This is a genomic window from Sulfurospirillum sp. MES (genome assembly GCF_000789415.1).
GTDB lineage: Bacteria > Campylobacterota > Campylobacteria > Campylobacterales > Sulfurospirillaceae > Sulfurospirillum > Sulfurospirillum cavolei.
The window spans coordinates 160,801-185,324 of sequence record NZ_JSEC01000002.1; the positions used below are offsets into that span (position 1 = coordinate 160,801).

Genomic DNA, 24,524 nt, shown 5'->3' on the forward strand with positions numbered 1-24,524 from the left:
CCCCCAAAAACCTTACGTTTACCCATTATAATACATATTCTATCGATTGTAACTAAAGATCGACTAAAAATGAGAGAGTATCTTCTATTTTTAAACACCGAGTGCTTGTTTGACGGTATCGTTTGCCATCGAGATATTCCAAGCGGGTTCCCAAACGAGCTCGATCGTACATGTTGCGACGTTCTCTAACTTCAAAACCGCCTCTTTCGTCCATTGTTGCATCAATTCATGCAATGGACACCCTTTCGTCGAAAGCGTCATACGTACGTAAACGTCTTCTCCTTCAACGCGTACGCCGTAAATTAACCCTAAAGAAACGATGTCGAAACCGACTTCCGGATCGATCACGGTTTGGATGGCTTGATACACTTCATGTTCGCTACGTGTCATTTTAGTTTTCTCCTTTATACGTAAATGCGTAAACAACGTTAAACGCAACCAACACAACACTCGACATCACACCCAAACTTGCACCGTAGAAAAGAACTTGAAGAGGCAAGAGCGTCGCAATGCTTAAACACACGACGGAAATAAACAGTAAAAAAGCCTGTATATCGGCGCTTTTAGTATGAACCATTTGGTGTAAAAGCGGCACTTTCTGTTTCCCGACAAGCGGGGAAAAGGTTTTATACCAAATTAAAAACGGCAAAATCTTGTATAAATGTCCGACGATGAACGCCAACAAAAACCCGAAGAAAAAGAGTTCCGCAGCCGCAAATAAATAACGCTCCTGAGCCTCGATGAAAAAAAGTAGTAGCATCACCATCGCACCGATAAGTGATAAAAACGAGAAGAAGAGATTTTTTACCCAATAATCGTTTTGCTTTCGCACCCTAACGCTAAAAATAATTCCCATCTGAAACAGGTACAACCCCATCGAGATAAGCACTGACCCAAGAGCCGCATAAAATACCGCCGTAGGCAACGCCGCGACCAAGGCTAAAATCGCAACGCTTACGCCGATACCGTGCAAAAATAACGCCGCATGGATGTAGCGGTCTTTGAAGCCGTGTGCTAGCGAGAACATCGGGATCAGCACCATCGAAACGCCCATAACGATCATCATGACAAATCCGAAAAGCGTGCCGATAACGTGAGCTTTGACCCACGCGTCGATGTCGATACTGAGCATGCCGTGCGCTAAAACAAACCCCAACAAAATGCCAAGCGTGACCGCAACCGCTAAAAAAATCGTTCCCATCAACAAATAACTGCTCACGATACTGTTTTTTTCCAAGCGGTAGAAGGTTAAAAAGACGTTCGCGCAAAAAATAGCGATTGACATGTAGGTTAAAAAACCGCCGTAAGCGATCAAAAGGTGCCATTCAAGATACCGAAACCCTAAGACCATCATACCAAGTCCGATGACGTAAGCGTAGAACTGCACGTAGGCAAAATCTTTGGAAAAAAGCGGTATTTCCAAGACGACCGGCAGCAGTTGGTACATCGCTCCGAAGATGACCATCATCACGAAACCCAAAAGGTATAAATGAGCAAACGAGGCGAGGCTAAAAGAGATTCCGTAACCGGAAAGATCGGGATAAACCTCAAAAAGCGCCACCGTGCTTAAGAGAAGAAAGACCACGGCGGCAATGAAAAAATGTGCTACCAACGCAAACGGCGGAGCCATTTCGGTCGCGAGCGATCGCATCGTCTTAACCCGCACACTGTTTTTGGCTAAGATCGGCTTGATCGCTTACGCCTTCTTTGTACGAAAAGATCAATTGAAGTTTTCCCTCTTCGAGCTGTGTCGTTTCGATATCGTAAAATTTTTCGACTTTTGCCAACAAACCGACCGGAGAGCGATGGTTGATCATCACGACTTTTTTCGTGACGCTGTCCAAAAGCTCGAGCGCCAGCATCGCATTGATCATAGGCTCGGGAGGAATGCACGCCGAAGTATCGAAATAGATGTATGACGTGCCGTGCGCTTCATACGTAAAAAACGGCACCGTCGCGTCTTGGACGGTGAAAGAGTGAGCGGTATCGGGTAACATAGTTTTGTCCTTTTTTTTTGACACCACTATAACCCTATTTGAGACAAAATTCCTTAATCTATATCAAGCACGTTAGCGAATTTCGGCACGCCTTGAAACGCCGATGAGCTTTTCGTTCGGGAAATTGTAAAAGCTTACGAAATTGGGCGACATATCTTTAATAAGCCCGTAAAGTTTCCACCATAACGAGGAAGAGACGATCTCTTCGTCACCGTAGAAAATCGTACGTTCATTAATTTTTTGGCTTTTTAAAATCGTTTCCATATTGAAGATTTCCATGTAACCGACGAAAATCACAAGCAAATCAAGTCCTGCGGCAAGAGTGCTTAGTTCGCATTCGACGCCTAAGGGCTCACTGGTAGGCTTCATTTTGACGATCACGTTTCGCTCGTAAATAATGCCGTTTTTAAACATCGTTTTGGGGATATACGCCGGAATATTCTCCTTCTTACGCGCAAAGAAAAGTGCCGTACCGCCGATGTGCGGTTGAGACGCATAGTAGGCTTCGTACTCTTTGACAAACGTCTCTTTTTCAACGGAAATAAACGAAGCGTACAACCGTTTTTGCCCTTCGGTATAGAGAATAATCAATCCTAAAGGAACCGAAGCGATCAACAAAGACCAATAGCCGCCGTGCGGAATTTTTAACAAACAAGAGCTAAAGAAAATAAGACTCGTCGCTCCCGAAAGAACCGAAAACGCCATTTTGATCCACGCTCCTTGATGCGCGAAAATCATACACATCAAACACCCCGTAATGCTCATCGCCCCCGAAACCGCTAAACCGTACGCCGCGGCTAATTGGGCGGATTCTTGAAACACGAACAGCATCACGACGACGCAAATAAATAAAAACCAATTGATCGAACCGACATAAATTTGAGAGTGTAATTCATGCGACGTATACGCAACGCGAAAATGGGGAAAAATACGCGTCGTCATTGCTTGGTACAAAACGGAAAAAATACCGCTGATCATCGCCTGCGACGCGATAATCGTCGCCAAGATCGTCAAGACTAAAAAAGGAACGTACATGTAAGGCGCAAACTCTTGCATCATTTCAAACAACGGACTTCCGACGCATTCGGGATGCGTCAATAAAAACGATCCTTGTCCGAAATAACTGAGCACCAATGCGCTAAACGCAAAGACCCACCCTTTTAAGATCGGAAGTCGACCCAAATGCCCCATATCCGCATACAACGCTTCGCCTCCGGTCGTCGCAAGAACGATGTCCGCTAACAGCACAAAGGTAATCCAAGGATGATGATACGCAAACGAAATCGCATACGTCGGATTGATCGCTAAAAGGATGGAAGACTCTTGCAAAACGTAAAACAATCCCACGCTTCCCAAACTCAAAAACCACACCACCATAATCGGCCCAAATGCCGCAGCTACCCTCTCGACGCCTTTTTTTTGAACGACAAATAACCCTAACGCGATCAACGACGCTAAAAGAAGCAGATAAAGCCTCGGCGTCTCTTCGTAATGCGGAATCAGCAAAACACCCTCGACAGCACTTAAAATACTGATCGCCGGCGTAATCACCCCATCACCGATCATAAGGGAAATCCCTAAAAACCCTAAAATCGAAACGATCGTTCCGGTTTTGGCATGCCTGAGATACGGGGTTAGAATTTGAACCAACACAACCGTACCGCCCTCGCCTTTTTGGCTCAAACTCGTGGCAAGCCATGCATATTGAATCGTTACCAAAACGACCAATGCCCAAAAAACAAACGATAAAATCCCTAAAATACTCTCAACCGTCGGAGGCACGATCATAAAAATAACCGCTAAGGTATAAATCGGACTCGTTCCGATGTCGCCGTAAACCACTCCTAACGCTTTGATCGTCATCATCTCTTTTTTCATACGTTCGTAAATTTTCATAAGAGCCTTACTGTTTGATTATCAATGCAAAAGAGATTATAAAACGAGACGCGTTAAAAAAGTATCAAAATGCACACGCGACTAAAACCTGCATAATAGATTTGATCGCAAGAGCCGTTAAGACTATTTTGAGTGCCAAAACAAGTTTCTTCCCGTCGATTCGATGGCGTAAATAAGTTCCGACGTAAGATCCGAAAACAGAGCCGATCGTCATAGTCAAGATGATACCGAGATACTCGCGAAAGACAAATCCAAAGTAGACAAAAACCGTTATTTTCATAACATGCGTCATACACATCAAAACGGCCGATGTTGCGATCACTTTATCTTTATCATGAAAATCTTTCAATAATTTTGCGATCGCGAGTTGTCCCGTCGTCCCGACGATGACGGATAAGCCGGTTTGAAAGAAACCGATGAGGTAGTAATTTTCATAATGCATCATCGTAGTATTAAACGTTTGAGACCATAACGACAGTAAGATATACGTTCCGATAAAGACGGGAATATACGTCATGGATATGTAATTGAGGCTATAACTAAAAAGCCCGACGCCGAGTAAAGATCCGATAAAAAACTTCGGTATGACTTGAAATTGGATCTCTTTGTAGCCAAAATACGCTCGTGAGACATTGCTGGTAATTTGATTGAGGCTATGAATAGGAATCAGAACATTTGCCGGTAAAAACGACGGAAGGATCGCAAGCAGTAATAAACCTCCGCCTATACCGATAACCGCCGTTATGCTCGACGTACAAAAACTGATCAATCCAAAGAATAATGCATCCATCTTGTCATTTTCCCTTAAAAAATCTCAAGTGTCAATAATGCAACGTCACTCTTAAAAGAGCCTCTTCGATACAATGCATATACAAAAAACGCTTTTTTAATATAGGTTACATGTAAGCATTGACGCTTACATGTAACGACTTGCGTTTGCTATTTTTCTTTGGCTATAGCATGTGTCGTTGCCGCCGGAACAAGACCTTGTGCGACTAAACGGGGATAATTTTCCTCCGATGTGAGAAAGCCGACTAACTCTTGTGCCGCGGAGGGCTCTTTACTTCCTTTTGCAACACCGATTGAAAAGACAGTCACTTTTTGATACGGAGCCGGAATAGGCCCTACCAAGTCGACACTACCGTTTTCGCCCGTAAAAGGGACAATCTCGCTCACTTGTTGAAAGCCGATTTCCAGATCACCGCGTCCAACCCATGTGGCAACGCGATCACCCACAATCAGTTTCGACTTCGCTTTCACTTCCTCCCCAAAATGAGGGAATACGTTTTCGCTCAGATGCGTCCCGCTTGCACTAGCCGAATAACCGATCGATTTGGCATCCACTAAAACTTTGTCAAATTTTTCTTGCGTGCTAATATCCGGTTTGGGTTGCCCTTTTTTGACCATCATTCCGATGGAAGAGTGTACAAGGTCAACTCTGCTTCCTTTAATCGCAAAACCATCGTCAATCATTTTATCCAATTGGTTACTCGCAAGAATGATAAGATCGAAGGTTTCGCCTCGCTTTAGACGATTGGGAATAGATGTCTCGGAAGCCCCCATGGACGAACCTGAGGAAAGATGGATGGTATGTCCCGTTTTTTCTTCAAATGCGGGTTTTAAGTCATTCATCGTAGCATAAAATGCCCCTGAACTGATCACTTCAATGGTTGCGGCCTGTAGCCCTAATACCACTAAAAGCGATATACCTACAACCGATGTTAGCTTAGAAAAGAACTTCAACATAATGTGACTCCTAAACTTAAAAAAGCATATCAACAAGGATCGAGACAAGAAGTTTAACGATCCTTATTGATTTTCAAGCCTTTGATCATTTTATAGACGATCTTTCGACACCATGAAGACGGATTCATTCACGTTAGAATTTATAGTTTACCTTACATCTTAACTCATCCAAATCTGCCATAAATGTCGTATTGTTTGAGTAACGTGTCGTTTCAATCTCTTGTTTTTCATACAAAAGTTCTAAACTTAACCCTTTTAAAACGGGAACGGCATACATGATACCGCCGGCATACGAGGTATAATCGGCACTCGTGGAAGCATTTTTGACCCGATCCTGATTTGCTTGGGCATATTGTAAAATGCTTTTAAGCCCAATCACGCCTATCGTAGAAAAATCATACGTAAAATCTAAGCGATACGAATCGGTATTGGCACGTAATGAAGGACTGCTAGCTTTTACCAAAGTTGCGGTACTACTTGCGGCACCGTTTCCCATACCGGCGATTACGGCGTCGTTTTTGCTATTCGTTGCCGCCGTCAAAGCCAAACCAAATCCCGATAATTCGCTAATAGAAATCCGTCCTGCGGTTTGTGCACCGTCAAAAGAGATCGCATTGCTTCCCGTACCGGAAACCAAATCCGTTTTTGCACCGCGGTAATTTGCATAAAAACCTAATTTAAAGCCGTTCATCGGAAGTACGTAATCGGCATCGGTGTAATAAAGGTCAACGTCTTTCGTATTGGTTGCAACGACATCGCCTATGTTAGCGTACTGAGCCGTTAACGTAAGATGAGAGATCGATTTATTGATAATCGCAAGAGTGTAGGCGTCATCGAATTGATACGTATCGGAAGCTGAAACGCCGTTAAAAATCGCTCTTTTCTCAAAACTCGGAGCATTGCCGCCTACGTCATTTTTTTTAAGATAGCTTGTTCGCGTTTGAAATTTATCCACAAAACCTGCAATCAATGTTGTTGCCGGAATATCCGTATTGACGACGGTGGCACCCTCAAACGACTCCTTGACGATACGAGAACCGCTTCCGTTCACAAGAGGCGTCGTAATAAACTGACGACCGATCTTTGCATTCGTTTTACCAAGCGTATATCCGACATACGCTTCCGAAAGAACGGCACCCGAGCCATACATGTCACTTGCATATGCTTTTTTACCTTCCGTATCGGCAAACGGAGCGGCACTGGCTTGAATCGTTGAGCCAAGACTCAAACCGTAAAACGTATCCGTAACATAGTTTAAAACTGCAACGGTATTGAAAATATCACCCGATTTTTCAGTATCTTTGAGAACCCTACTCGGGGAAGTCGAAGAATCGAGTTTTTCCGAATCTTTATCAAAATACCACGCTTTAAGCTCGCCCTTGACCGTGCCGTTTTTAAAAGCATCCGCGAGCGTATCCGCCGCCGCGAAAGCATGAGAAGACAAACCGACCGCTACGATAGCCGCAACACTCAAATGAGCATATTTCATTTTTTTCCTTTAAGCTTTTTACCAAGACATGCGTTTTAAAGAGCGACTCTTCTTTTTGGAAGCGCCGCTCTAAAAGCGTTAAGCGAGCTTGCTCGCATCTATGACGTTATAATCCAGACCTAATTTTTTAGCATCAATACCGAGTGCCAAACCTACCAATTGAGCAAGGTGTATCACCGGTAAGCGTGCTTTAGATTTGGTCGTTTCTTGTGCATCGTCTTGGTAAATGTCAAGTTGCATTTGGCATAGAGGACACGGCGTGACGACGCAATCGGCTTTCGATTCAGCCGCACTGTTGACAATTCCACTGGTCATTTTCATAACGGATTTTTCAGCAGGATAGACCGCATGGAATCCACAACAATCCAAACGTTTCGTAAACGGAACGACTTCCGCCCCAAGTGCTCTTACCACCGTTTCAAAACTGCTAGGATTGGTTGAACTCTCAAATCCGAGATCTTTGTGTGGACGAATGCTGTGGCAACCGTAAAAGACGGCGACTTTGAGTTTAGACAAAGGCTTTTTCACTTTTGTTTTCAACTCTTCGGCATTTTGTGCCAATAACCAAAGAAGACTGGTCACTTCGCTCGTACCTTGATAATTCATATTTCCTTTGGCAAGAAATGTATTGATGCTCTCTTTTTTACCGTTGTCCAGTTCTGCTTTGGCGCGACGCAACATCAATAAACAGGTACTACATGTCGTGAGTACCGGCAATTTCATTTGCTCTGCCAATGCAAGATTTCTCGCATTCGCGACCAAAGTGGCTAACGGATCGACGTCTTGCGCTTGAGAAGCACCGCAACAACTCCATCCTTTCATCTCTTTTAACGTAATGCCTAATACGGGAGCAATGGCTTCGATTGACATTTTAGCTTCGATAGCGGCTTGTGTAAGCACGCATCCGGGGAAAAAAGCAAATTCTTTTTGCATACCTTACTCCTTATGTGCAGCATGCGCTGCTTCAATCATTTTTACCAAGTCTTTATGACCTTCGATTTCATGTCCGCCGAAAATCTCTAACGGATTCATTTTACCTGCGCGCATCAACGTGATGGCCGTACCGGCACGAAGCGCCGTACTCATACCTTCGGTTCTAAGAGCCAAACGTATCTCGTTGAGTCGACCGGAGTCTTCGACTAAGTCCGTATAGAATGATTTGGCATGTGCCGGACCGACGCCGCTGTTTAAGCCTTTTCTCATGGCAAGAGCACGTAAACCCGCAATATCTTCGGCACCACTGATATGTTTTGGACAACGGTTGGTACATTCATGGCAGTGGACACAGTTCCATAAACCATTGACGACTGCTGGTTTAACATGAGTCATTGGGTCTTTTGAACGTGAATCATTGGCTAATTTCCACGCATGAGTAAAGACAAACGGTTCCATATAGTCAGAATGATCAGCGGTGAGTTTATTACACTCAGACGCGCACACACCGCATAAGATACAGTCCCATTGTCCAACGATACGGTCGTATTGTTCTTGGTTTTGACGACAACCCTCTTTTTCGGAAAATTCATCTTTGGCGACAAGACCCGGTTTGATTTTGCGAAGATTTTCAATCGCAGGCTCCCAATCGACGACGAGATCGGAAAGCACGGTATAATTCGCAAGCGGAGAGATACGGAATGTCTCGGCATCTTTATACTCTTCAAAAAGTTCCGTCATTTTGGTGTCGCAACCAAGATACGCATGTCCGTTGACACGTACGCCGCACGCGCCGCAAATGGCCATACGGCATGACGCGGTAAAATTGAGCGTAAGGTCTTGGTGTTGTTTAATAAACAGCAACGTCCCAAGCAACGTTAATGCTTCAATATCTTTTTTCTCAACCGTATAGGTTTGCTGATAATTTTTTTTGCCATCAAAGCGATCAATGATAAATTTCATTAGTATTTCCTCTCTTCAACTTTAAACTGACCTACCACAACGTCTTTCCATGCTAAATGCATTTTGCCGCTCTCATCCATCGTAACCATCGAGTGTTTGAGGAAGTTTTCATCGTCACGCTTCAAGTAATCTTCTCTAAAGTGTGAACCGCGTGATTCTTTACGTGCCGTTGCACCCATAAGTGCAGCGCGAGAGGCAAGAAGTAAGTTACCCAACTCGACATACTCCGTAAAGGCGGTATTAAACACCGGATTGGCGTTTGGAATACGAAGCGCATCGTAACGTGCTTGAAATTCCGCGTGTTTGTCGGCAAGGGCGAGTAATTTAGATTCGGTTCTAAAGATACCCATATTGTACCAGTTTGCCGCACCCATCTCTTCGCGAAGCGCATACATGTCATTCACATTGCCTTTGCCTGATCCCGTGACTTCTTTAAAATGACTGATCCATTTAAGGGTTAGGTCATTGAGGCGTTTGCCTGTACCGAAATCCGCTTTTGCCGCGTATTCAGCCGCATTCGTCCCTGCAATTTTACCTGTTACCGTTGCATCGCACAAAGAGTTACCGCCCAAGCGATTTGCCCCATGAATCGAAACACACGCTGCCTCGCCTGCCGCAAAAAGACCGGGAGCCGGCGTTGCCATCGTATCAAGACTATCAACGTGAATACCGCCCATAGAGTAGTGTGCCGTTGGACGAATCGCAATCGGTTTTTCAACTAAGTCCATGTTCTCAAACAAAAGACCGATATGACGAATTTGCGGCAAGTTTCGCATAATTTTCTCTTTGCCGAGGTGGGTAACGTCAAGCAGAACATAGGCTTCCATATCGTGACCGAAACCGCGACCTTCACGAATTTCCATTTCGATAGAACGTGCAACGATGTCACGAGGTGCTAGTTCCATTTTGTTGGGAACATACCGTTTCATAAAACGTTCGCCAAGGTTATTGAGTAAGATACCGCCTTCCCCGCGTGCCGCTTCGGTAATCAACGTACCGCCGTGGCATACGCCGGTCGGATGGAATTGAAGCATCTCAGGGTCTTTAAAGATCAACCCAGCACGAAGGGCAGCTGCTGCACCATCACCGGTTGCAATGTAAGGCGTTGATGTTCTATTCCAAAACACGCGCGTGTAACCACCTGTGGCTAAAACAACGGATTTTGCGCGAACGGGAGCGATGTCGCCGGTACGAACATTACGAAGAACGACACCCTCACAACGACCGTTATCAATGCTAATATCTAGCATATGATGGTCCATCAAAAACTTCACGCCGTGTTTAAGAGCATCGTCCAAACAGGTATGCGTTAAGATATGACCGGTTTTATCCGATGCAAAGTTACAACGAATTTTCGAAGCACCGCCTGCGTAGCGTTTATCGACACGACCTTTACTATCGCGTGAAAACGGCATACCCAGATAATCAAGTTCATGAATAGCGGCACCTGCGTACGTCGCAAATTTTAGTGCCGTATCTTGATCAACGAGATAATCGCCGCCTTTAACGGTATCTTTGGCGTGAAGTTCAAACGAATCGCCTTCGCTAAAATCGATAACACCGTTAATGCCGCCCTCCGCCATCGTCGTTGCGCTACGTGAGGGCATCACTTTGCTCACAACCACAACGCTAAGATTTGGATTTTTCTTGCGTGCGGCGACGGCTGCCCTTAGTCCTGCCGCACCTGTTCCAATAATCAAAACATCACATGTAGGTATGCCTGACGTGTTGATAGAGGTTGAAGATGCCGCAAACGCTTTTTCAACGCCTGTCGTACTGGCGGCCAAAGCACCCATGGTAATACAGGCGGATTGCAGAAATTCTCTTCTGGTAAACTGTTCACTCATAAGATTTCCTCTCAATGATTTTATAAATTTAAAATTATATTTTCAAAATACATTTTAAATTTAATTACAGCAAAATATTAATACACTTTTATCCATATGTCAAAGTAGATTTTTCATATATTCTTATAGGTTTTACCTATGAATATAAATGTTCTTAAATGCTTGTATATAGGAGATTATGATGAGTTTCAAACAGATAGAATGTATCGTAACGGTAGCAAAATTAAAAAGCTTTACGAAAGCGGCAAATAAACTGAAAATCGCCCAACCGTCTTTAAGTCAGAATATCAATACGATCGAAAAGCAGCTGGGTGTTCCACTTTTTGATCGCAGTACGACGCCTATCAGCCTGACGCATGCGGGTGAAATTTATGTCTCCAAAGCCAATGCCATCATCGAACTGTACAATGATTTAACGATACAGATGAAAGACGTTACCGGTTTTGAAAGCGGTAAATTGCGTTTGGGTTTTTCGCAAACTGGGTACCATTTCATTCCGACCGCTTTAGCCTCTTTTTACAAAAAATTTCCCAAAGCGGACATTAAAGTTTCACAAGTTTTTTCAACCCTCAAACTAGAAAAAATGCTTTTAGACGGCGATATCGATATTGCGACATTAATGCTACCGCTGAGTTCTGAAGAATTGAATTATAAAATTATTAAAGAAGATCAAGCACTTCTTGCTTTGCCGATTACGCATCCTTTGGCTCAAAAAGCTAAGAAAAAAAGCAAAGGCTATCCGATGCTTTCTTTAAGCGAATTGCGAAATGAAAAGTTTATTTTGCCGAAAGAAACGCAAAGGAGTCGTGCTATTTTTGACCATATTTTCAAGAAAGCCGGTTTTGAACCGAACGTCTTTTGCGAAACCGAAACATTTGATATCGCTAATGCCATCGTCGCTTCCGGAATCGGAGCCTGTTTTACGTTACCGCAATTTATTAAAGAAGACAAAGCCGATAAAGTGATGTTATTTACGATCGATGAACCTCTTTTAAAGCGTACCGCCGTACTCGCATACCGTAAAGATAAACGTTTATCGAAAATTGCCTACGAATTTTTACTCACCGTGAAAAACCAATCGTAATGCAAAAGTAATCATCGGGAAATGTGTCGCACAGGCTTCTTTCAATGCCGACATTGAAAGAAGCTCTGCCATGGAGTTAATGCAAGAAGTGGCGTACGCCCGTAAAGTAGAGTGCGATACCGTATTCGTCGGCGGCTTTGACGACCTCGTCGTCGCGGATACTACCGCCCGGCTCGATAATGGCTTTCACACCCGCGGCTGCCGCCGCGTCGATGGAGTCGCGAAACGGGAAAAACGCTTCGCTTGCAAGAGCCGCACCGCTCACGTCGATGCCCATCTCCTCGGCTTTTCGAAGTGCCGCTTTCGCCGCATCTACGCGACTCGTCATTCCCATGCCGATGGCGACCATCATCGCATCTTTCACGTAAACGACGCAGTTGGATTTGGTCAGTGCCGCTACTTTGTAGGCGATTTCAAGATCGCTCAGCTCTTGTTGCGTCGCCGCTCTTTGGCTAAGGCATTTAGCGTTAGCGATCTCTTCGTCTTTGACCGCGTCGCTCTCTTGGAAAACAAATCCGCCGTCGACATGTTTAAAATCGTAAGCGTCTTCGCTGAGAACCAAGTATTTGCTCTCTTGCGTAAAAATTTTGATGCGTTTTTTGGTGTCAAAGACATGCAACGCATCTTCATCGACGTTAGCCGCAATGATGACTTCGACGAAAATCTCGTTGATTTTTTCCGCCAAGGCACGATCGAGCGTTCCGTTGATCGCCACGACGCCGCCGTAAGCCGAAACGGGATCGCATTTTAAGGCTTTCACGTAGCTCTCGAACACATTTTCGCCGATGGCAAAACCGCACGGATTGGCGTGTTTGATGATACACACCGCCGGAAGATCGCCGAAAGATGCGGCAATTTTGACCGCACCGTTGATGTCCGTCATATTGTTAAAGCTGGCTTCGCCTTTGAGGGTTTTAAAGTTGTTCGTAAAGAAGTAGTCAAACTCGTACAGTGCCCCTTTTTGGTGCGGGTTTTCGCCGTAACGCGTATCGAAGGCTTTTGTTCCGACGATAAACTGCTTTTCACCGAAACCTCCGTTAAAGCGTTTGTTCATATAATTTGCGATCATGCTATCGTACGCTGCGGTATGCTCGAACGCTTTGATCATTAACGCGCGTCGAAATTCAAGCGTATTGTTTTTTTCACGAATTGCTTCGATGACGCCGTCGTAATCGAGTACATCGGTGACGATCATAACGTCGTTAAAATTTTTTGCCGCACTTCGTACCATCGCCGGACCGCCGATGTCGATGTTTTCGATAATCTCATCAAAATCGTCCGTTTTGGAGATGGTCTCTTTAAACGGATAAAGATTGACGCAAACCAAGTCGATACCTTCGATGCCGTGCTCTTTGGCGACTTTGACATGTAAAGGTAAATCCCTGCGGTGCAAAATGCCGCCGTGAATCATCGGATTGAGCGTTTTAACGCGCCCGTCGAACATTTCGGGAAACTTGGTCACTTCGGAAATTTCAAGTGCCTTGACGCCCTCTTCTTTTAACAGCTTATACGTTCCGCCCGTTGAGATAATCTCAAAATCCAATGCCGCCAAATTCTTGGCAAACTCTACAACTCCCGTTTTATCGCTCACACTGATTAACGCTCTCACACTCGTCCTTTTTGACATGTTAATAATTTATTGATGTTTTTATTTTACAATAGCTTCGTTTTAGGATCGATTAAATACAATACGCCAATTTTTCAGGAAAAAGAATGGATCAAACACAAAAATCGTCACAAAAAGCATGGCTCATCCTTTTTTTAGCATGGATAGTCACGATGATATCAACGCTTGGAAGCCTATTTTTTAGCGAAATAATGCTCTTCCCACCGTGCGTTTTATGTTGGTATCAACGTATTTGTATGTACCCGCTTACGCTTATTTTTATCGTCGGAATTTTTTCCAACGATCGTACGGTTTTTCGCTACTCTTTGCCGCTTGTCGCCGTAGGTCTCTTTTTTGCGCTCTACCATAATTTGCTCTATTACGGTATCGTCCCTGAAAAACTTGCACCGTGTACGCAAGGCGTTTCATGCACGAGCGATTATATTCACTGGTTCGGATTTATCACGATTCAAGGGCTTTCGCTCTTTGCGTTTAGCCTTCTTGCAGCACTCCTCTATTTTTTTCAAAAGGTTTCACGATGAATAAACAACTCCTCATTGCTTCCAGTTTATTGCTTTTTGTCGCTTTTTATTTCGGCGGAAGCTACCTTTATCAAAAAAGCAATGTAAACGTCTCAAGCGACAAACAATCCGCACTCGTTCGTCCAACTGCCTTCGTTCTTGGAAATCCCGATGCCAAAACGACGATCGTCGAGTTTTTCGACCCAGCGTGTGAGACATGCAAAAGTTTTTACCCTTTTGTTAAAAACATTCTCAAACAACATCCCGACAAACTCAAACTCGTTTTACGTTATGCGCCTTTTCACACGGACTCTTATTACGTGGTTGCGATGATCGAAGCGGCACGTTTGCAAAACAAATACCTTGAAGCGTTGGAAGTCATTTATAAGTATCAAGACAAATGGGCAAGTCATACCGGCACGCCCAATATCGGTCTGATTTGGAGTTTTTTACCCGAAGCGGGAATCGACGTCGAACAACTGAAAAACGATATGAAAAAGCCTGAAATCGACGCGATCATCAAGCAAGACATCGCCGATACCAAAACCCTCGGCGTAAGAGCGACGCCCGAGTTTTTCGTCAACGCTAAGCCGCTCGTAAAATTCGGAAAGATAGAGCTTCAAGCCTTAATCGACTCGGAACTCTAGAGCTTATTCGTGATGGAGCGGCGTGATTTCGTTGTAGCCGTGAAGCCTGATGTCTCGGCGACGTCTTGCGTCGTGAAAACGTCTTTTTTGCACGTCGGTTTCGGGAATCAGGGGCGGCACGGGTGTCGGACGTCCTTTGTCGTCGACCGCGACCATCGTAAAAAAACAACTGTTCGTATGCGTCGCGATTCCTTGTTGGATATTTTCGGCAATGACTTTGATGCCTACTTCCATCGAGGTTTTGCCCGTAAAATTCACGCTGGCTAAAAAGCTCACGAGCGTTCCGACGGGAATGGCTTGCTTGAAAATGACCTGATCGACCGACATCGTCACGACGTACGTGCCGCAATAGCGCGATGCGCACGCGTAGGCGACTTGATCGAGTAGCTTCAAAAGATCGCCGCCGTGTACGTTACCGGAGAAATTTGCCTTATCGGGCGTCATTAAAACCGACATCGAAAGCGTGTGTTTTTCAAACGGTGTAGAGAGCATTAGCTTTTTTCCTTTTTAATCGTTTCATAGGCTTCGTTGATCTCTTGTAACTTTGCCGTCGCCGCATCGATCATACTTTGATCTTTACCTTGTCCCATCAAAATATCGGGGTGGTACTCTTTGACCAAGGCTCGGTATTTTTTCTTGATGCTTTCCATATCGTCTTGCGGACTTACGCCTAAAACGTCATAGGCATTTTGTATTCCAAAACGCTTTTGTTCGGTTTTATGCGTATAAAATGTTTTAAATTGCTCAATCATACGCTCAAAATCAGCCCGTCGAATCTCTAACGCGTCGGAAATATCTTCGTTAATCATCCACTCCGTTTGCGAAAATTCTCCGTCGATAAAGGCAAGATTGAGCAAATACTCCATTACTTTCAGACGCTTTGCGTAGTCGTTTTGCGTGAGTTTGAGGTATTTTTTCGAAATAACGAGCGTATTGTCGAACGTCTGCATTTCGGTTTGATAAATTGCTTTGAGCTCTTCGCGTACGCGCTCGCTCTCTTCAAACACGCGTGCGATGTCGCTAAACGTCAAACTTAAAAGCTCCGCTTCCAGTTCGCTGACTCTGCCGTCGGCTTTCGCCACTTTTGCCATCAATGCGACCAAAAGCCCCGCTTCATGCTCGCGAAGATCGCCTTGCAACGCCTGTTTCTCATTCACATGAATTTTTTGCGCATAATCGTCCGCATTGTAATTTTTCGTTAAAAAATAAAAAAGAACGATCACGGCTAGAACAATCATATAGGTCATTTTTTCACCTTTACATGTCAAACGAAATTGAGGCAAATATGCTACAATTTTTTCATTAAAGAAAAGGACACTTTCTATGTTTAATTTCGATGAAATCGTTGATAGAACCAAGACTCCGTGTGAAAAATGGAATAAATACAAAGGTCAAGACGTCATTCCGGCGTGGGTGGCGGATATGGATTTTAAATCGCCTCCATGCGTGATCGAAGCGTTGCAACAAAGAATTGCTGAGGGCGTTTTTGGCTACACGGACATTGATGAAGAGACATACGGTGCGATTCTTTCGTTTTTAAAACGCCACTACGACTGGGAGATTCAAAAAGAGTGGTTGGTCTTTACGCACGGCGTGGTCAGCAGTATGAACGTCGCATGCCTCACGGTAGAAGGAGAGAGCGTAATGACGACTACGCCGATTTACCCACATTTCATCAAAGCACCCATGCATGCGAACAAAGAAGTCATAGCGATTGCGATGAAAGAAGAAAACGACCGTTGGACGCTGGATTTTGAAGCGATGGAGGCACACATCAAACCTACATGTAAACTTTTTATGCTCTGCAATCCCTACAATCCGGCCGGAACCGTTTTTACATGTCATGAATTAGAGCAACTCGGAGCGTTTTGCCTCAAGCACGATCTTTTGATCTGTTCCGATGAAATTCATGCCGATTTGCTTTTAAATCCAACTGCCAAACACGTTCCGATTGCCTCGCTCGGGGAAGCACTCTCTAAGCGTACCATCACATTAATGGCTCCAAGCAAAACCTTCAACATCGCAGGGCTGCAAGCCTCGTTTGCCGTGATCCCCGATGCCGAACTTCGCAAGCGTTTTAAAAAGACGATGGGAAGCATGGTCGGCGGTATCAACCTTTTGGGCATTACCGCGCTTAAAGCGGCGTATCTTGGGGGCGATGCGTGGCTGGGTGAGCTTCGTGTCTACTTAGCGGAAAATCTCAAAACGGTTCAAGCGTTTGTGGCACGCAATCCCAAGCTCAAACTCTTAGATCAAGAAGCGACCTTTCTCGCGTGGATCGATGCATCAGCGTTACATGTCAAGAGTCCGTACGAATTTTTCTTACAACACGGCGTGGGACTAAGCGATGGCGGACCGTTTGGCAATGAACAGTGCGTTCGCCTCAATTTTGGGACGCAAAGAAGTGTTTTAGAAACCATCTTAGAGCGCATGCAAAAAGCAATGGACAGCCTATGTTAAAGTGTCTCTTAGGGCTTTTCGTTGCGCTAAGCCTTAATGCAAGCACACACATCGTCATTCTCGGCGATCCGCATATTCCGGGTAAACACCTTGAAGCCAAAGAGCATGTCTTAGAGCAGATCAACCAATGGAGCGATGTCGATAGCGTCGTTGCGACGGGCGATCTTTGCTCATTGACGGGCACACACGAAGAATATACTCAAGTCAAAGACTATTTTTCAAAGCTTCGCAAGCCGCTTTACGTCATCACGGGCAATCACGACTTTATCTATGCCGATGAATTAGGCGAGGACGGCAAGTTTTTGCACGGAACGCCTAAGATGCAAAACGAAAAGCTCCAACGCTTTCAAAAGGCATTTCATCTTCCAAAGCTCTATTACAGTGTGCAAAAAGAGTCTTACCTGCTTATCTTTCTCTCCGCCGATACTCCGGAACATCTTGCCCAGCTTTCGATGGAGCAGTTAAGTTGGTTTGAAAATGAACTCAAAACCCATCCCAAAATGCCGACCATCGTCTTTTTTCATGCCCCGCTCGATCACACGCTTGAGAATTACAACCGTTGGGCAAACACGCCCAACTTTGTCGCCCAACCTAAAGAAGCAATACACCGACTCATTGTTCAAAACCCGCAACTTTTTTTATGGGTGAGCGGACATACGCATACTTCTGCGAAAGAGTCCAGTTTTGCCTCTTCCATCAACCGTTACGAGCAGGTTACCAACGTTCATAACAGCGACATGAACAAAGAGACGATCTGGAGCAATTCACTCTTTTTGGAAAAAGATCGCGTGCGCATTCAAACCTACGATCATCAGGCGCATCAATGGCTTCCTTCGTTGGAACGAACGATTTTAGTGCCGAAATTTTAGGAAAAAGTCGGTACTATTTTTCAATTTTTTTAAGGAAACGTATGACGAAACTATGGATAAGCTTTAGCATAGCCGTACTTTTACTCACGGGATGCGCTCAAAAAGAACTCTCACAAAATGCCCCAGAACTTCCGCAAAAAGTCGAAGACGAAAAAAAAGAACTTCGAGCCCATATCGTTGCCAATGCGATGAAACATAAAAATCGACAAGACGGAGGAGATTGTTCCGGATTTGTCACGCTCGTCAATAAAGAGAGCAACGAGCCTTTCTTTCAAACGCAAGCTTTAAACGATTATTATGAAGATTCACGCAAATCGCTTGCGATTTACAACTACTTAGCCGACCGCAACAGGCTCTATTATGAAAACCCCAAAGTAGGCGATCTGGTCTTTTTCGCCAATACCGTTAAAGCCTACGCAAAGGCGAAAAGTGCCGACAACATCACGCATATCGGTATCATCACGCGTATCGACGCCGATGAAACCGTCTACTTTATTCACCATACCAAAGGAAAAAACTTGATAGGACAAATGAACTTAAAATATCCCGATGCATCGTTATACGAGCATAAAGTCGTCAATTCGTATATGGAAAAATGTGCGGCAAAAAACAGCCAAAACAAATGCTTGGCACCGGAATATTTTAGCGCTTACGGGAAAATTCAATGAAACGATGGCTGATTTTAGGTATCACGACACTCTACTTTGCGGGATGCACGCCACAACCTTCACCCCAAATCGAAAAACACGTCGCCGAACCCGAACCGACACCCGAAACGGCGCAACTCTACTTAGAAGAAACGCCGAGCGAAGATTTGTATATCCAACGCGATGAAAAAAGTTTCTCGCTTCGTTCTATTTCTCCGATGACGACGCGTCAAAGCATCGTCAATACGGCGATGAGTTATCTGAACAAACGCGACGGAGGCGATTGTTCCGGCTTCGTCAATCTCGTTAACTTAAAAACGGGACGTCCGTACTACAACGAAAAAGAGCTCAATGCAAATTTTGATAACGCACGAAAATCACGTGCGATGTTTAATCTCATGGCAAAACGCGGACACGCCTTTGAAACGATGCTACCCAACCTCGGCGATTTAGTTTTTTTTGAAAATACCGAGAGAAGACCGGCGGTTAAAACCAAAACCAAAGGTAAAAATCCGCCCAAACCGCAACCCGCTGCTTCGGTTATCGAAAATATTACGCACGTCGGCATCGTTACGCGCATCGATACCGACGGTACGGTCGAGTTTATCCACCACTCCAACGGAAAAAATATTTTGGATTATATGAACTTCAACTACCCGATGCTCACCAACAAAGACGGCAAAAAGATTAACACCTATATGAAACGCTGCCCGTCCAAAGGCGGCGCGGCACAACCGCAGTGTATGAATATCGCCTTTTTTGTAGCGTATGGGACGTTTTGATTTTACACACAATCCAAGCAAAGCTTGAATTGCGAGATAGCACTAAAGCTAGCCAATAAATTGGCAGAAAATGGGAGTGAAAATTTGAAAGAGAAAAGAGGTGCTTTTGCACCTCTTGAAATTTTAGATGTCTTGTTCGATCACTTCGGCAAAACGGTTAAAATAACGCTCGCAAATCGCTTCAACGCTTTTTGAAACATCGTTACATGTAAAGCTATTTCCACCTACGGTTCCGATCTTCACAACGCTTAAACCAATCGTTTTAGCCATAGCTTCAAAACCTGCTTCATCGCTCACTTCAACGATAGCACGTGAGAAACTCTCAGAGAAAATATCTCGTGCATCGTTACATGTGAACTTACATGTAACGCCTTTTTTACTCTTTGCAACCATCTTCGCTAGCGCGATAGCGATACCGCCGACATTAACATCTTTCGCCGCGTTCAAGAAACCTTTTTTGTTCGCTTCAATGACAAGTTCCCACAGTTTTAACTCTTTGTCATAATCAAGTTCAGCCAATGTTCCCTCAACTTTGCCGTACAACTCTTTCATATACAAGCTACCGCCAAAGTCACTTTTGGTCTCACCGAGGAGATAAATGGAAGCACCCTCTTTTTGGAAACTAGACGGTAGTGTTTTGTTCGCGTCGTCGTTTAGACCTACCATAACAATCGCAGGCGTTGGGAAAACACCAATGCCATTTGTTTCGTTGTAAAGAGAGACGTTACCACTGACAACAGGCGTGTTGAGCTTCGCGCATGCCTCTTTGATGCCGTAACAGCCCTGTGCAAATTGCCACATGACTTCGGGGTTCTCAGGATTTCCATAGTTTAAGCAGTCCGTAATCGCCAAAGGTCTAGCGCCACTCATCGCCACGTTTCGTCCACTCTCCGCCACAGCCGCCGCCGCACCCATTTTAGGGTCGATGTAGTTATAACGTGGGTTACAGTCGCTACTCATGGAGAGTGCTTTGCCGTTTTCTTTGATGCGAATCACACTGGCATCAAGGCTACCCGGGGCTTTAATCGTGTTGGTTTGTACGGTTGAGTCGTATTGGTTGAAAATCCATGTTTTATCAGAAACTTCAACGGAGTTCAAAAGTGCATCAAACGCTTTTTGGTTGTCAATTTTTGCAAAATCGTTAATCGTTGTGGTTTTGATGCTCGCAAGATATGTTGGCTCTTTGGTGGGGCGATCGTAAATCGGTGCTTGCTCACTGACGGGTTGGACTGGCATATTTGCCACTCTCTCGCCATGCCAGAAGAGTTCCATATTGCCCGTGGCTGTTACTTCACCGATGATTTCAGCGTTAAGATCCCATTTTCTAAAGATCTCGACGACTTTGTCTTCATACCCTTTTTTTGCACAAATGAGCATACGCTCTTGTGATTCGGAGAGCATAAATTCAAAGGGTTGCATCCCCTCTTCGCGCGCAGGAACTTTGTCAAGATGCATGATCATACCGCTTCCACTACGTCCTGCCATCTCGAAGGAACTTGACGTTAAACCGGCCGCTCCCATATCTTGGATACCGACGATGTAATCGGTTTTAAAGAGTTCTAAACACGCTTCCAAAAGAAGTTTTTCCGCAAATGGATCGCCTACTTGAACCGTTGGGCGTAGACTTTTGTTGGCTTCGGTAAAGCTATCGCTCGCCATAACAGCACCACCCAGACCATCACGACCGGTTTTAGAGCCGACATAGACAACAGGATTGCCGATGCCCTCAGCTCTGCCGTAGAAAATTTCATCGCTTTTTGCAAGACCGAGTGTAAACGCATTGACCAAAATGTTTCCGTTATAACTCTCATCAAAGAAAGTCTCGCCACCGATGGTTGGAACACCCATGCAGTTACCGTATCCGCCGATACCTGCAACGACACCGCGAACAAGAAAACGTTGGTGACGTGACGTGTCATCGTTATTGGTAACATTGCCAAAACGAAGGGAGTTCATGTTGGCTACAGGGCGCGCGCCCATCGTAAAGACGTCTCTTAAGATACCACCCACACCTGTTGCCGCACCTTGGTACGGTTCAATAAAACTTGGGTGGTTGTGGGATTCCATCTTAAAGACCGCCGCCATGCCATCGCCTACGTCGATAACACCCGCATTTTCACCCGGTCCTTGAATGACCCATGGTGCTTTGGTGGGGAAGCCATTGAGGTATTTTTTACTGGATTTATACGAGCAGTGCTCACTCCACATCGCGGAAAAGATGCCGATCTCTAGCATGTTCGGCTCACGCCCCAAAATCGTTAAAATATTTGCATACTCTTCTTTGGACAACTTATGTTTTTTTAACACCGCTTCTAAATTTTCCATGGATATTTCGCCCTATCTGATGTAATTTAAGATGGGCTTATTGTACAAAAAAGGAGCTAAAAGTTAGTTGTGCCAATCGCTGTTTTACCAAGAAGAAAGACTAAGCTTTATAGAATTTTGATGAAAATTCAGATAGAATCCAATCCTCTATTTTAGATTGAAGGCGGTCGTTGGTATGTTTGGACTCGATTTTGGAGAAATTATCGTCATAGCCCTTGTTGCTGTTATCTTCCTCGGACCGGAAAAACTCCCCGAAGCCATGGTGAAAGTAGCCAAATTTTTTAAATCCGTCAAAAACAGCGTCAATGACGTTAAAAGTACCTTTGAACAAGAGATGAAGATTCAAGAGCTCAAAGACGAAGCACTTACGTACAAAAAAAAGCTAGACGAAATGGCGACCAGTGCTCGCAAAACAATTACGTTTGATGAGCTCGAAGAGATTAAAAAAAGTACGCAAAACGTTAGCGACTCTTTCAAAGAGCTCGAAAACAGCGTGAAAAACGACGTCGTCTCCGAAACGCCTCAAGCGGAAACCGCACCCTCACCTGCGCTCACAGCCGTCACCCAAACCAACAAAGAGGAAAAAGCCTAATGTTCGAGGAGTTAAGACCGCATATTGCCGAATTACGTAAACGTCTTACGATTTCTTTAGTGGTCGTTATCGCGATGTTTCTGATCTGTTTTTCATTTTGGCAACCCATCTTAAGCTGGATGATCGCCCCTTTAAAAGCCGTTCTTCCCGAGGGAAGCAACGTGATCTTTACCGGTGTGCAAGAACCCTTTTTTACCGCAATGAAAGTTGCCTTTTTTGCCGGCTTTATCGGTGCACTTCCGATTATTTTTTGGCAGTTTTGGCTTTTTGTCGCACCCGGACTTTACGATAACGAAAAACGTTTGGTCATTCCTTTCGTCACCGCGGCGACGGGTATGTTTTTAATGGGAGCGGCTTTTTGTTACTACGTCGTCGTACCCTTAGCATTTGCATTTTTGGTTGCCTTCGGTAGCACCCTTTTTACCGCCCTTCCCAGCATCGGCGAATACGTCGGCTTTTTTAGCAAAATCCTTTTTGGATTCGGGCTCTCGTTTGAAATGCCCGTCGTGATTTTCTTTTTTGCCAAATTAGGTTTGGTAACCGACCAAACACTTAAAGAGTTTTTTCGATACGCAATCGTCATCATTTTTACGATAGCGGCGATCTTAACGCCGCCCGATGTTTTATCGCAACTTCTCATGGCGGCACCGCTCACGCTTTTATACGGTATTTCCATTTGGATCGCCAAAATCGTCAATCCTTATGTTCCGCCCGAAGAGGACGAAACACAAACCGATGACGACGATGAAGCACAAAAGGATTAATCCATCGATCCGCTCTTAAAATCGACGTACGACTACGCACTGCCCGAAGAACTGATTGCTACGCATCCCGTCGAACCGCGCGATGCCGCAAGATTGTTGGTCTTCGAGCGTGCCGGTCAAACGATCACGCATACAACGTTTGATCGTTTATTTGAATTCATTCCCGGCGACACTGCGGTCGTTTTAAACGATACGAAAGTTATCAAAGCACGCGTTTTCGGGAAAAAAGAAAGCGGCGGTGCCGTCGAAATCCTTTTAAACGCACCGCTACAAGACAACCTTTATAGCGTCTATATTAAAGGGCGCGTCAAGGTCGGAAGTCTGCTTTTTTTCGACGAGAACCTGCACGCGGAAGTGGTTGAACTCAAAGAAGAAGGTCTACGCGTCGTTGCCTTTTTTCATAAAGAAAAAGCCGTCGATACGCAAGAGCTTTTCGCGATTTTAGAGCGTATCGGACATATTCCTTTACCTCCGTACATCAAACGAAGCGACACGCACGAGGACCGCATCGATTATCAAAGCGTTTTTGCCAAAGAACAAGGCGCCGTTGCCGCGCCGACCGCATCGTTGCATTTTTCCGACACGATGTTCGAGACACTCAAACAACGCTATGAAACGCATTTTTTAACCTTACATGTAGGAGCGGGAACCTTTAAGCCCGTCGAAGCGGAGCATATTCAAGACCACGTGATGCATTCAGAAATTTACGCTATTCCGGAAGCGACATGTCGCCTCATCGATTCGCCTAAGCCGCTTCTAGCCGTCGGTACGACCGTCACACGAACGATCGAATATTATGCAAGAACGCATCATCAACAAGGCGCATGCAATCTCTTTTTGCATCCCAAAAACCCGCCGATTCGGGTTAATTATCTTTTAACCAATTTTCACTTACCCCAATCCACGCTCATCATGCTGGTCGCTTCGTTTATAGGTATCGAAGAGACGCTCAAACTCTACGCCATTGCCGTGAAAGAAAAATACCGCTTTTTCTCTTACGGCGATGCGATGTTGATCGTGTAATATACGAAATTTAAAGGGATAAGAAAAGAGGATTACGCTTTCATATCCAACAAACTGCCGATCATCTCGTCTTCGGTTTGAATCGGTTTGGTGTTGGCTTCAAAGCCCGCTTCGAGTGCAATTTGATCGGTAAACTCGGTCGTAAGATCGGTTCCGTTATCGGTTTTGCTACTGTTTGCTACGACGCTGTTTGATTCTTCGCTCAAAGTCGTTTGTGTGGCTTGATAGGTTTGCGTATTAACGTTGGCGACGTTATTCGCACTGTTGTTCATCCATGTCGACATCGCATTCATAGCGTTGGCATTGACTTGCATACGCACTCCTTTTACTATG

General features: G+C 44.8%; 25 protein-coding genes. 10 read left to right on the forward strand and 15 right to left on the reverse strand.

Annotation, left to right across the window (positions count from 1 at the left end):
• Window positions 1–90: 90 nt before the first annotated feature.
• The 10 genes from OA34_RS04360 to sdhA form a co-directional block, all read right to left on the reverse strand.
• Entirely contained in the window at window positions 91–390 is a 300-nt protein-coding gene (locus OA34_RS04360) for a metal-sulfur cluster assembly factor (protein WP_039672801.1), read from the reverse strand.
• Window position 391: 1 nt separating this feature from the next.
• Window positions 392–1,651, reverse strand: a complete 1,260-nt coding sequence (locus tag OA34_RS04365; protein ID WP_039673273.1) for a hypothetical protein — start codon at window positions 1,649–1,651, stop codon at window positions 392–394.
• A gap of 4 nt (window positions 1,652–1,655) precedes the next feature.
• On the reverse strand, window positions 1,656–1,997 hold the full coding sequence (locus tag OA34_RS04370) for a hypothetical protein (RefSeq protein ID WP_039672803.1): 342 nt from the start codon (window positions 1,995–1,997) through the stop codon (window positions 1,656–1,658).
• A gap of 72 nt (window positions 1,998–2,069) precedes the next feature.
• Window positions 2,070–3,893 (reverse strand): KUP/HAK/KT family potassium transporter, encoded by a 1,824-nt coding sequence (locus tag OA34_RS04375; protein WP_286682840.1) that lies wholly within the window; start codon window positions 3,891–3,893, stop codon window positions 2,070–2,072.
• 64 nt (window positions 3,894–3,957) lie between these two features.
• A complete protein-coding gene (locus OA34_RS04380; RefSeq protein ID WP_039672805.1) occupies window positions 3,958–4,683 on the reverse strand; it encodes a sulfite exporter TauE/SafE family protein in 726 nt (241 codons plus the stop codon).
• Window positions 4,684–4,832: 149 nt separating this feature from the next.
• Complete coding sequence (locus OA34_RS04385) at window positions 4,833–5,639, reverse strand: substrate-binding domain-containing protein (protein WP_039672807.1); 807 nt, start codon at window positions 5,637–5,639, stop codon at window positions 4,833–4,835.
• Between the two features lie 133 nt (window positions 5,640–5,772).
• Window positions 5,773–7,128, reverse strand: coding sequence for an OprD family outer membrane porin (locus OA34_RS04390; protein ID WP_039672808.1), 1,356 nt, complete (start codon window positions 7,126–7,128; stop codon window positions 5,773–5,775).
• 78 nt (window positions 7,129–7,206) lie between these two features.
• Window positions 7,207–8,061, reverse strand: coding sequence for an 8-methylmenaquinol:fumarate reductase membrane anchor subunit (gene sdhE / locus OA34_RS04395; protein ID WP_039672810.1), 855 nt, complete (start codon window positions 8,059–8,061; stop codon window positions 7,207–7,209).
• A 3-nt stretch (window positions 8,062–8,064) separates the two neighbouring features.
• Window positions 8,065–9,024: a succinate dehydrogenase/fumarate reductase iron-sulfur subunit gene (locus OA34_RS04400; protein ID WP_039672812.1), complete on the reverse strand. Its 960-nt coding sequence runs from the start codon at window positions 9,022–9,024 to the stop codon at window positions 8,065–8,067.
• The gene (gene sdhA, locus OA34_RS04405) at window positions 9,024–10,871 is read right to left on the reverse strand and encodes an 8-methylmenaquinol:fumarate reductase flavoprotein subunit (RefSeq protein WP_039672814.1); all 1,848 of its coding nucleotides are present in this window, start codon (window positions 10,869–10,871) and stop codon (window positions 9,024–9,026) included. The genes OA34_RS04400 and sdhA overlap by 1 nt, the downstream gene beginning before the upstream one ends.
• Window positions 10,872–11,052: 181 nt before the next feature.
• On the opposite strand from sdhA, the gene OA34_RS04410 reads away from it, so the two are divergent.
• Window positions 11,053–11,955 (forward strand): LysR family transcriptional regulator, encoded by a 903-nt coding sequence (locus tag OA34_RS04410; RefSeq protein ID WP_039672815.1) that lies wholly within the window; start codon window positions 11,053–11,055, stop codon window positions 11,953–11,955.
• Between the two features lie 76 nt (window positions 11,956–12,031).
• Here OA34_RS04410 and purH read toward each other — a convergent pair whose 3' ends face one another.
• On the reverse strand, window positions 12,032–13,564 hold the full coding sequence (gene purH, locus OA34_RS04415) for a bifunctional phosphoribosylaminoimidazolecarboxamide formyltransferase/IMP cyclohydrolase (RefSeq protein WP_039672817.1): 1,533 nt from the start codon (window positions 13,562–13,564) through the stop codon (window positions 12,032–12,034).
• Window positions 13,565–13,668: 104 nt separating this feature from the next.
• On the opposite strand from purH, the gene OA34_RS04420 reads away from it, so the two are divergent.
• Window positions 13,669–14,103 carry a disulfide oxidoreductase gene (locus OA34_RS04420; RefSeq protein WP_286682841.1) on the forward strand — a complete coding sequence of 145 codons (435 nt, stop codon included), beginning with the start codon at window positions 13,669–13,671 and terminating at the stop codon, window positions 14,101–14,103.
• Window positions 14,100–14,729, forward strand: coding sequence for a DsbA family protein (locus tag OA34_RS04425; protein WP_039672819.1), 630 nt, complete (start codon window positions 14,100–14,102; stop codon window positions 14,727–14,729). Before OA34_RS04420 ends, OA34_RS04425 begins: the two co-directional genes overlap by 4 nt.
• A gap of 3 nt (window positions 14,730–14,732) precedes the next feature.
• On the opposite strand, the gene OA34_RS04430 is transcribed toward OA34_RS04425, so the two are convergent.
• A complete protein-coding gene (locus OA34_RS04430) occupies window positions 14,733–15,221 on the reverse strand; it encodes an acyl-CoA thioesterase (RefSeq protein ID WP_039672821.1) in 489 nt (162 codons plus the stop codon).
• Window positions 15,221–15,976, reverse strand: coding sequence for a DnaJ domain-containing protein (locus OA34_RS04435; RefSeq protein ID WP_039672822.1), 756 nt, complete (start codon window positions 15,974–15,976; stop codon window positions 15,221–15,223). Before OA34_RS04435 ends, OA34_RS04430 begins: the two co-directional genes overlap by 1 nt.
• Window positions 15,977–16,052: 76 nt before the next feature.
• Here OA34_RS04435 and OA34_RS04440 point away from each other — a divergent pair, with 76 nt between their 5' ends.
• Genes OA34_RS04440 through OA34_RS04455 form a run of 4 tightly spaced genes read left to right on the forward strand, consistent with a single transcriptional unit; the run spans window position 16,053 to window position 19,487 of the window.
• On the forward strand, window positions 16,053–17,189 hold the full coding sequence (locus tag OA34_RS04440) for a MalY/PatB family protein (RefSeq protein ID WP_039672825.1): 1,137 nt from the start codon (window positions 16,053–16,055) through the stop codon (window positions 17,187–17,189).
• Window positions 17,183–18,058 carry a metallophosphoesterase family protein gene (locus OA34_RS13515; protein ID WP_286682842.1) on the forward strand — a complete coding sequence of 292 codons (876 nt, stop codon included), beginning with the start codon at window positions 17,183–17,185 and terminating at the stop codon, window positions 18,056–18,058. Before OA34_RS04440 ends, OA34_RS13515 begins: the two co-directional genes overlap by 7 nt.
• Window positions 18,059–18,099: 41 nt before the next feature.
• Window positions 18,100–18,726 (forward strand): hypothetical protein, encoded by a 627-nt coding sequence (locus tag OA34_RS04450; RefSeq protein WP_039672827.1) that lies wholly within the window; start codon window positions 18,100–18,102, stop codon window positions 18,724–18,726.
• The gene (locus OA34_RS04455; RefSeq protein ID WP_039672829.1) at window positions 18,723–19,487 is read left to right on the forward strand and encodes an NlpC/P60 family protein; all 765 of its coding nucleotides are present in this window, start codon (window positions 18,723–18,725) and stop codon (window positions 19,485–19,487) included. Before OA34_RS04450 ends, OA34_RS04455 begins: the two co-directional genes overlap by 4 nt.
• A 123-nt stretch (window positions 19,488–19,610) precedes the next feature.
• Here the strand turns inward: OA34_RS04455 and purL are convergent, their stop codons facing one another.
• The gene (gene purL, locus OA34_RS04460) at window positions 19,611–21,812 is read right to left on the reverse strand and encodes a phosphoribosylformylglycinamidine synthase subunit PurL (RefSeq protein ID WP_039672831.1); all 2,202 of its coding nucleotides are present in this window, start codon (window positions 21,810–21,812) and stop codon (window positions 19,611–19,613) included.
• Window positions 21,813–21,987: 175 nt separating this feature from the next.
• Between purL and tatB the strand changes: the two genes are divergently transcribed.
• From tatB to queA, 3 genes are read left to right on the forward strand one after another with little or no spacing between them, the layout of a single operon-like run.
• Window positions 21,988–22,404, forward strand: coding sequence for a Sec-independent protein translocase protein TatB (gene tatB, locus OA34_RS04465; RefSeq protein ID WP_039672833.1), 417 nt, complete (start codon window positions 21,988–21,990; stop codon window positions 22,402–22,404).
• Entirely contained in the window at window positions 22,404–23,168 is a 765-nt protein-coding gene (gene tatC, locus OA34_RS04470) for a twin-arginine translocase subunit TatC (protein ID WP_039672835.1), read from the forward strand. Before tatB ends, tatC begins: the two co-directional genes overlap by 1 nt.
• Before the next feature lie 3 nt (window positions 23,169–23,171).
• Window positions 23,172–24,191 carry a tRNA preQ1(34) S-adenosylmethionine ribosyltransferase-isomerase QueA gene (gene queA, locus OA34_RS04475; protein ID WP_039672837.1) on the forward strand — a complete coding sequence of 340 codons (1,020 nt, stop codon included), beginning with the start codon at window positions 23,172–23,174 and terminating at the stop codon, window positions 24,189–24,191.
• Between the two features lie 32 nt (window positions 24,192–24,223).
• Here queA and OA34_RS04480 read toward each other — a convergent pair whose 3' ends face one another.
• On the reverse strand, window positions 24,224–24,505 hold the full coding sequence (locus OA34_RS04480) for a flagellar basal body rod C-terminal domain-containing protein (protein ID WP_039672838.1): 282 nt from the start codon (window positions 24,503–24,505) through the stop codon (window positions 24,224–24,226).
• Window positions 24,506–24,524: the final 19 nt, after the last annotated feature.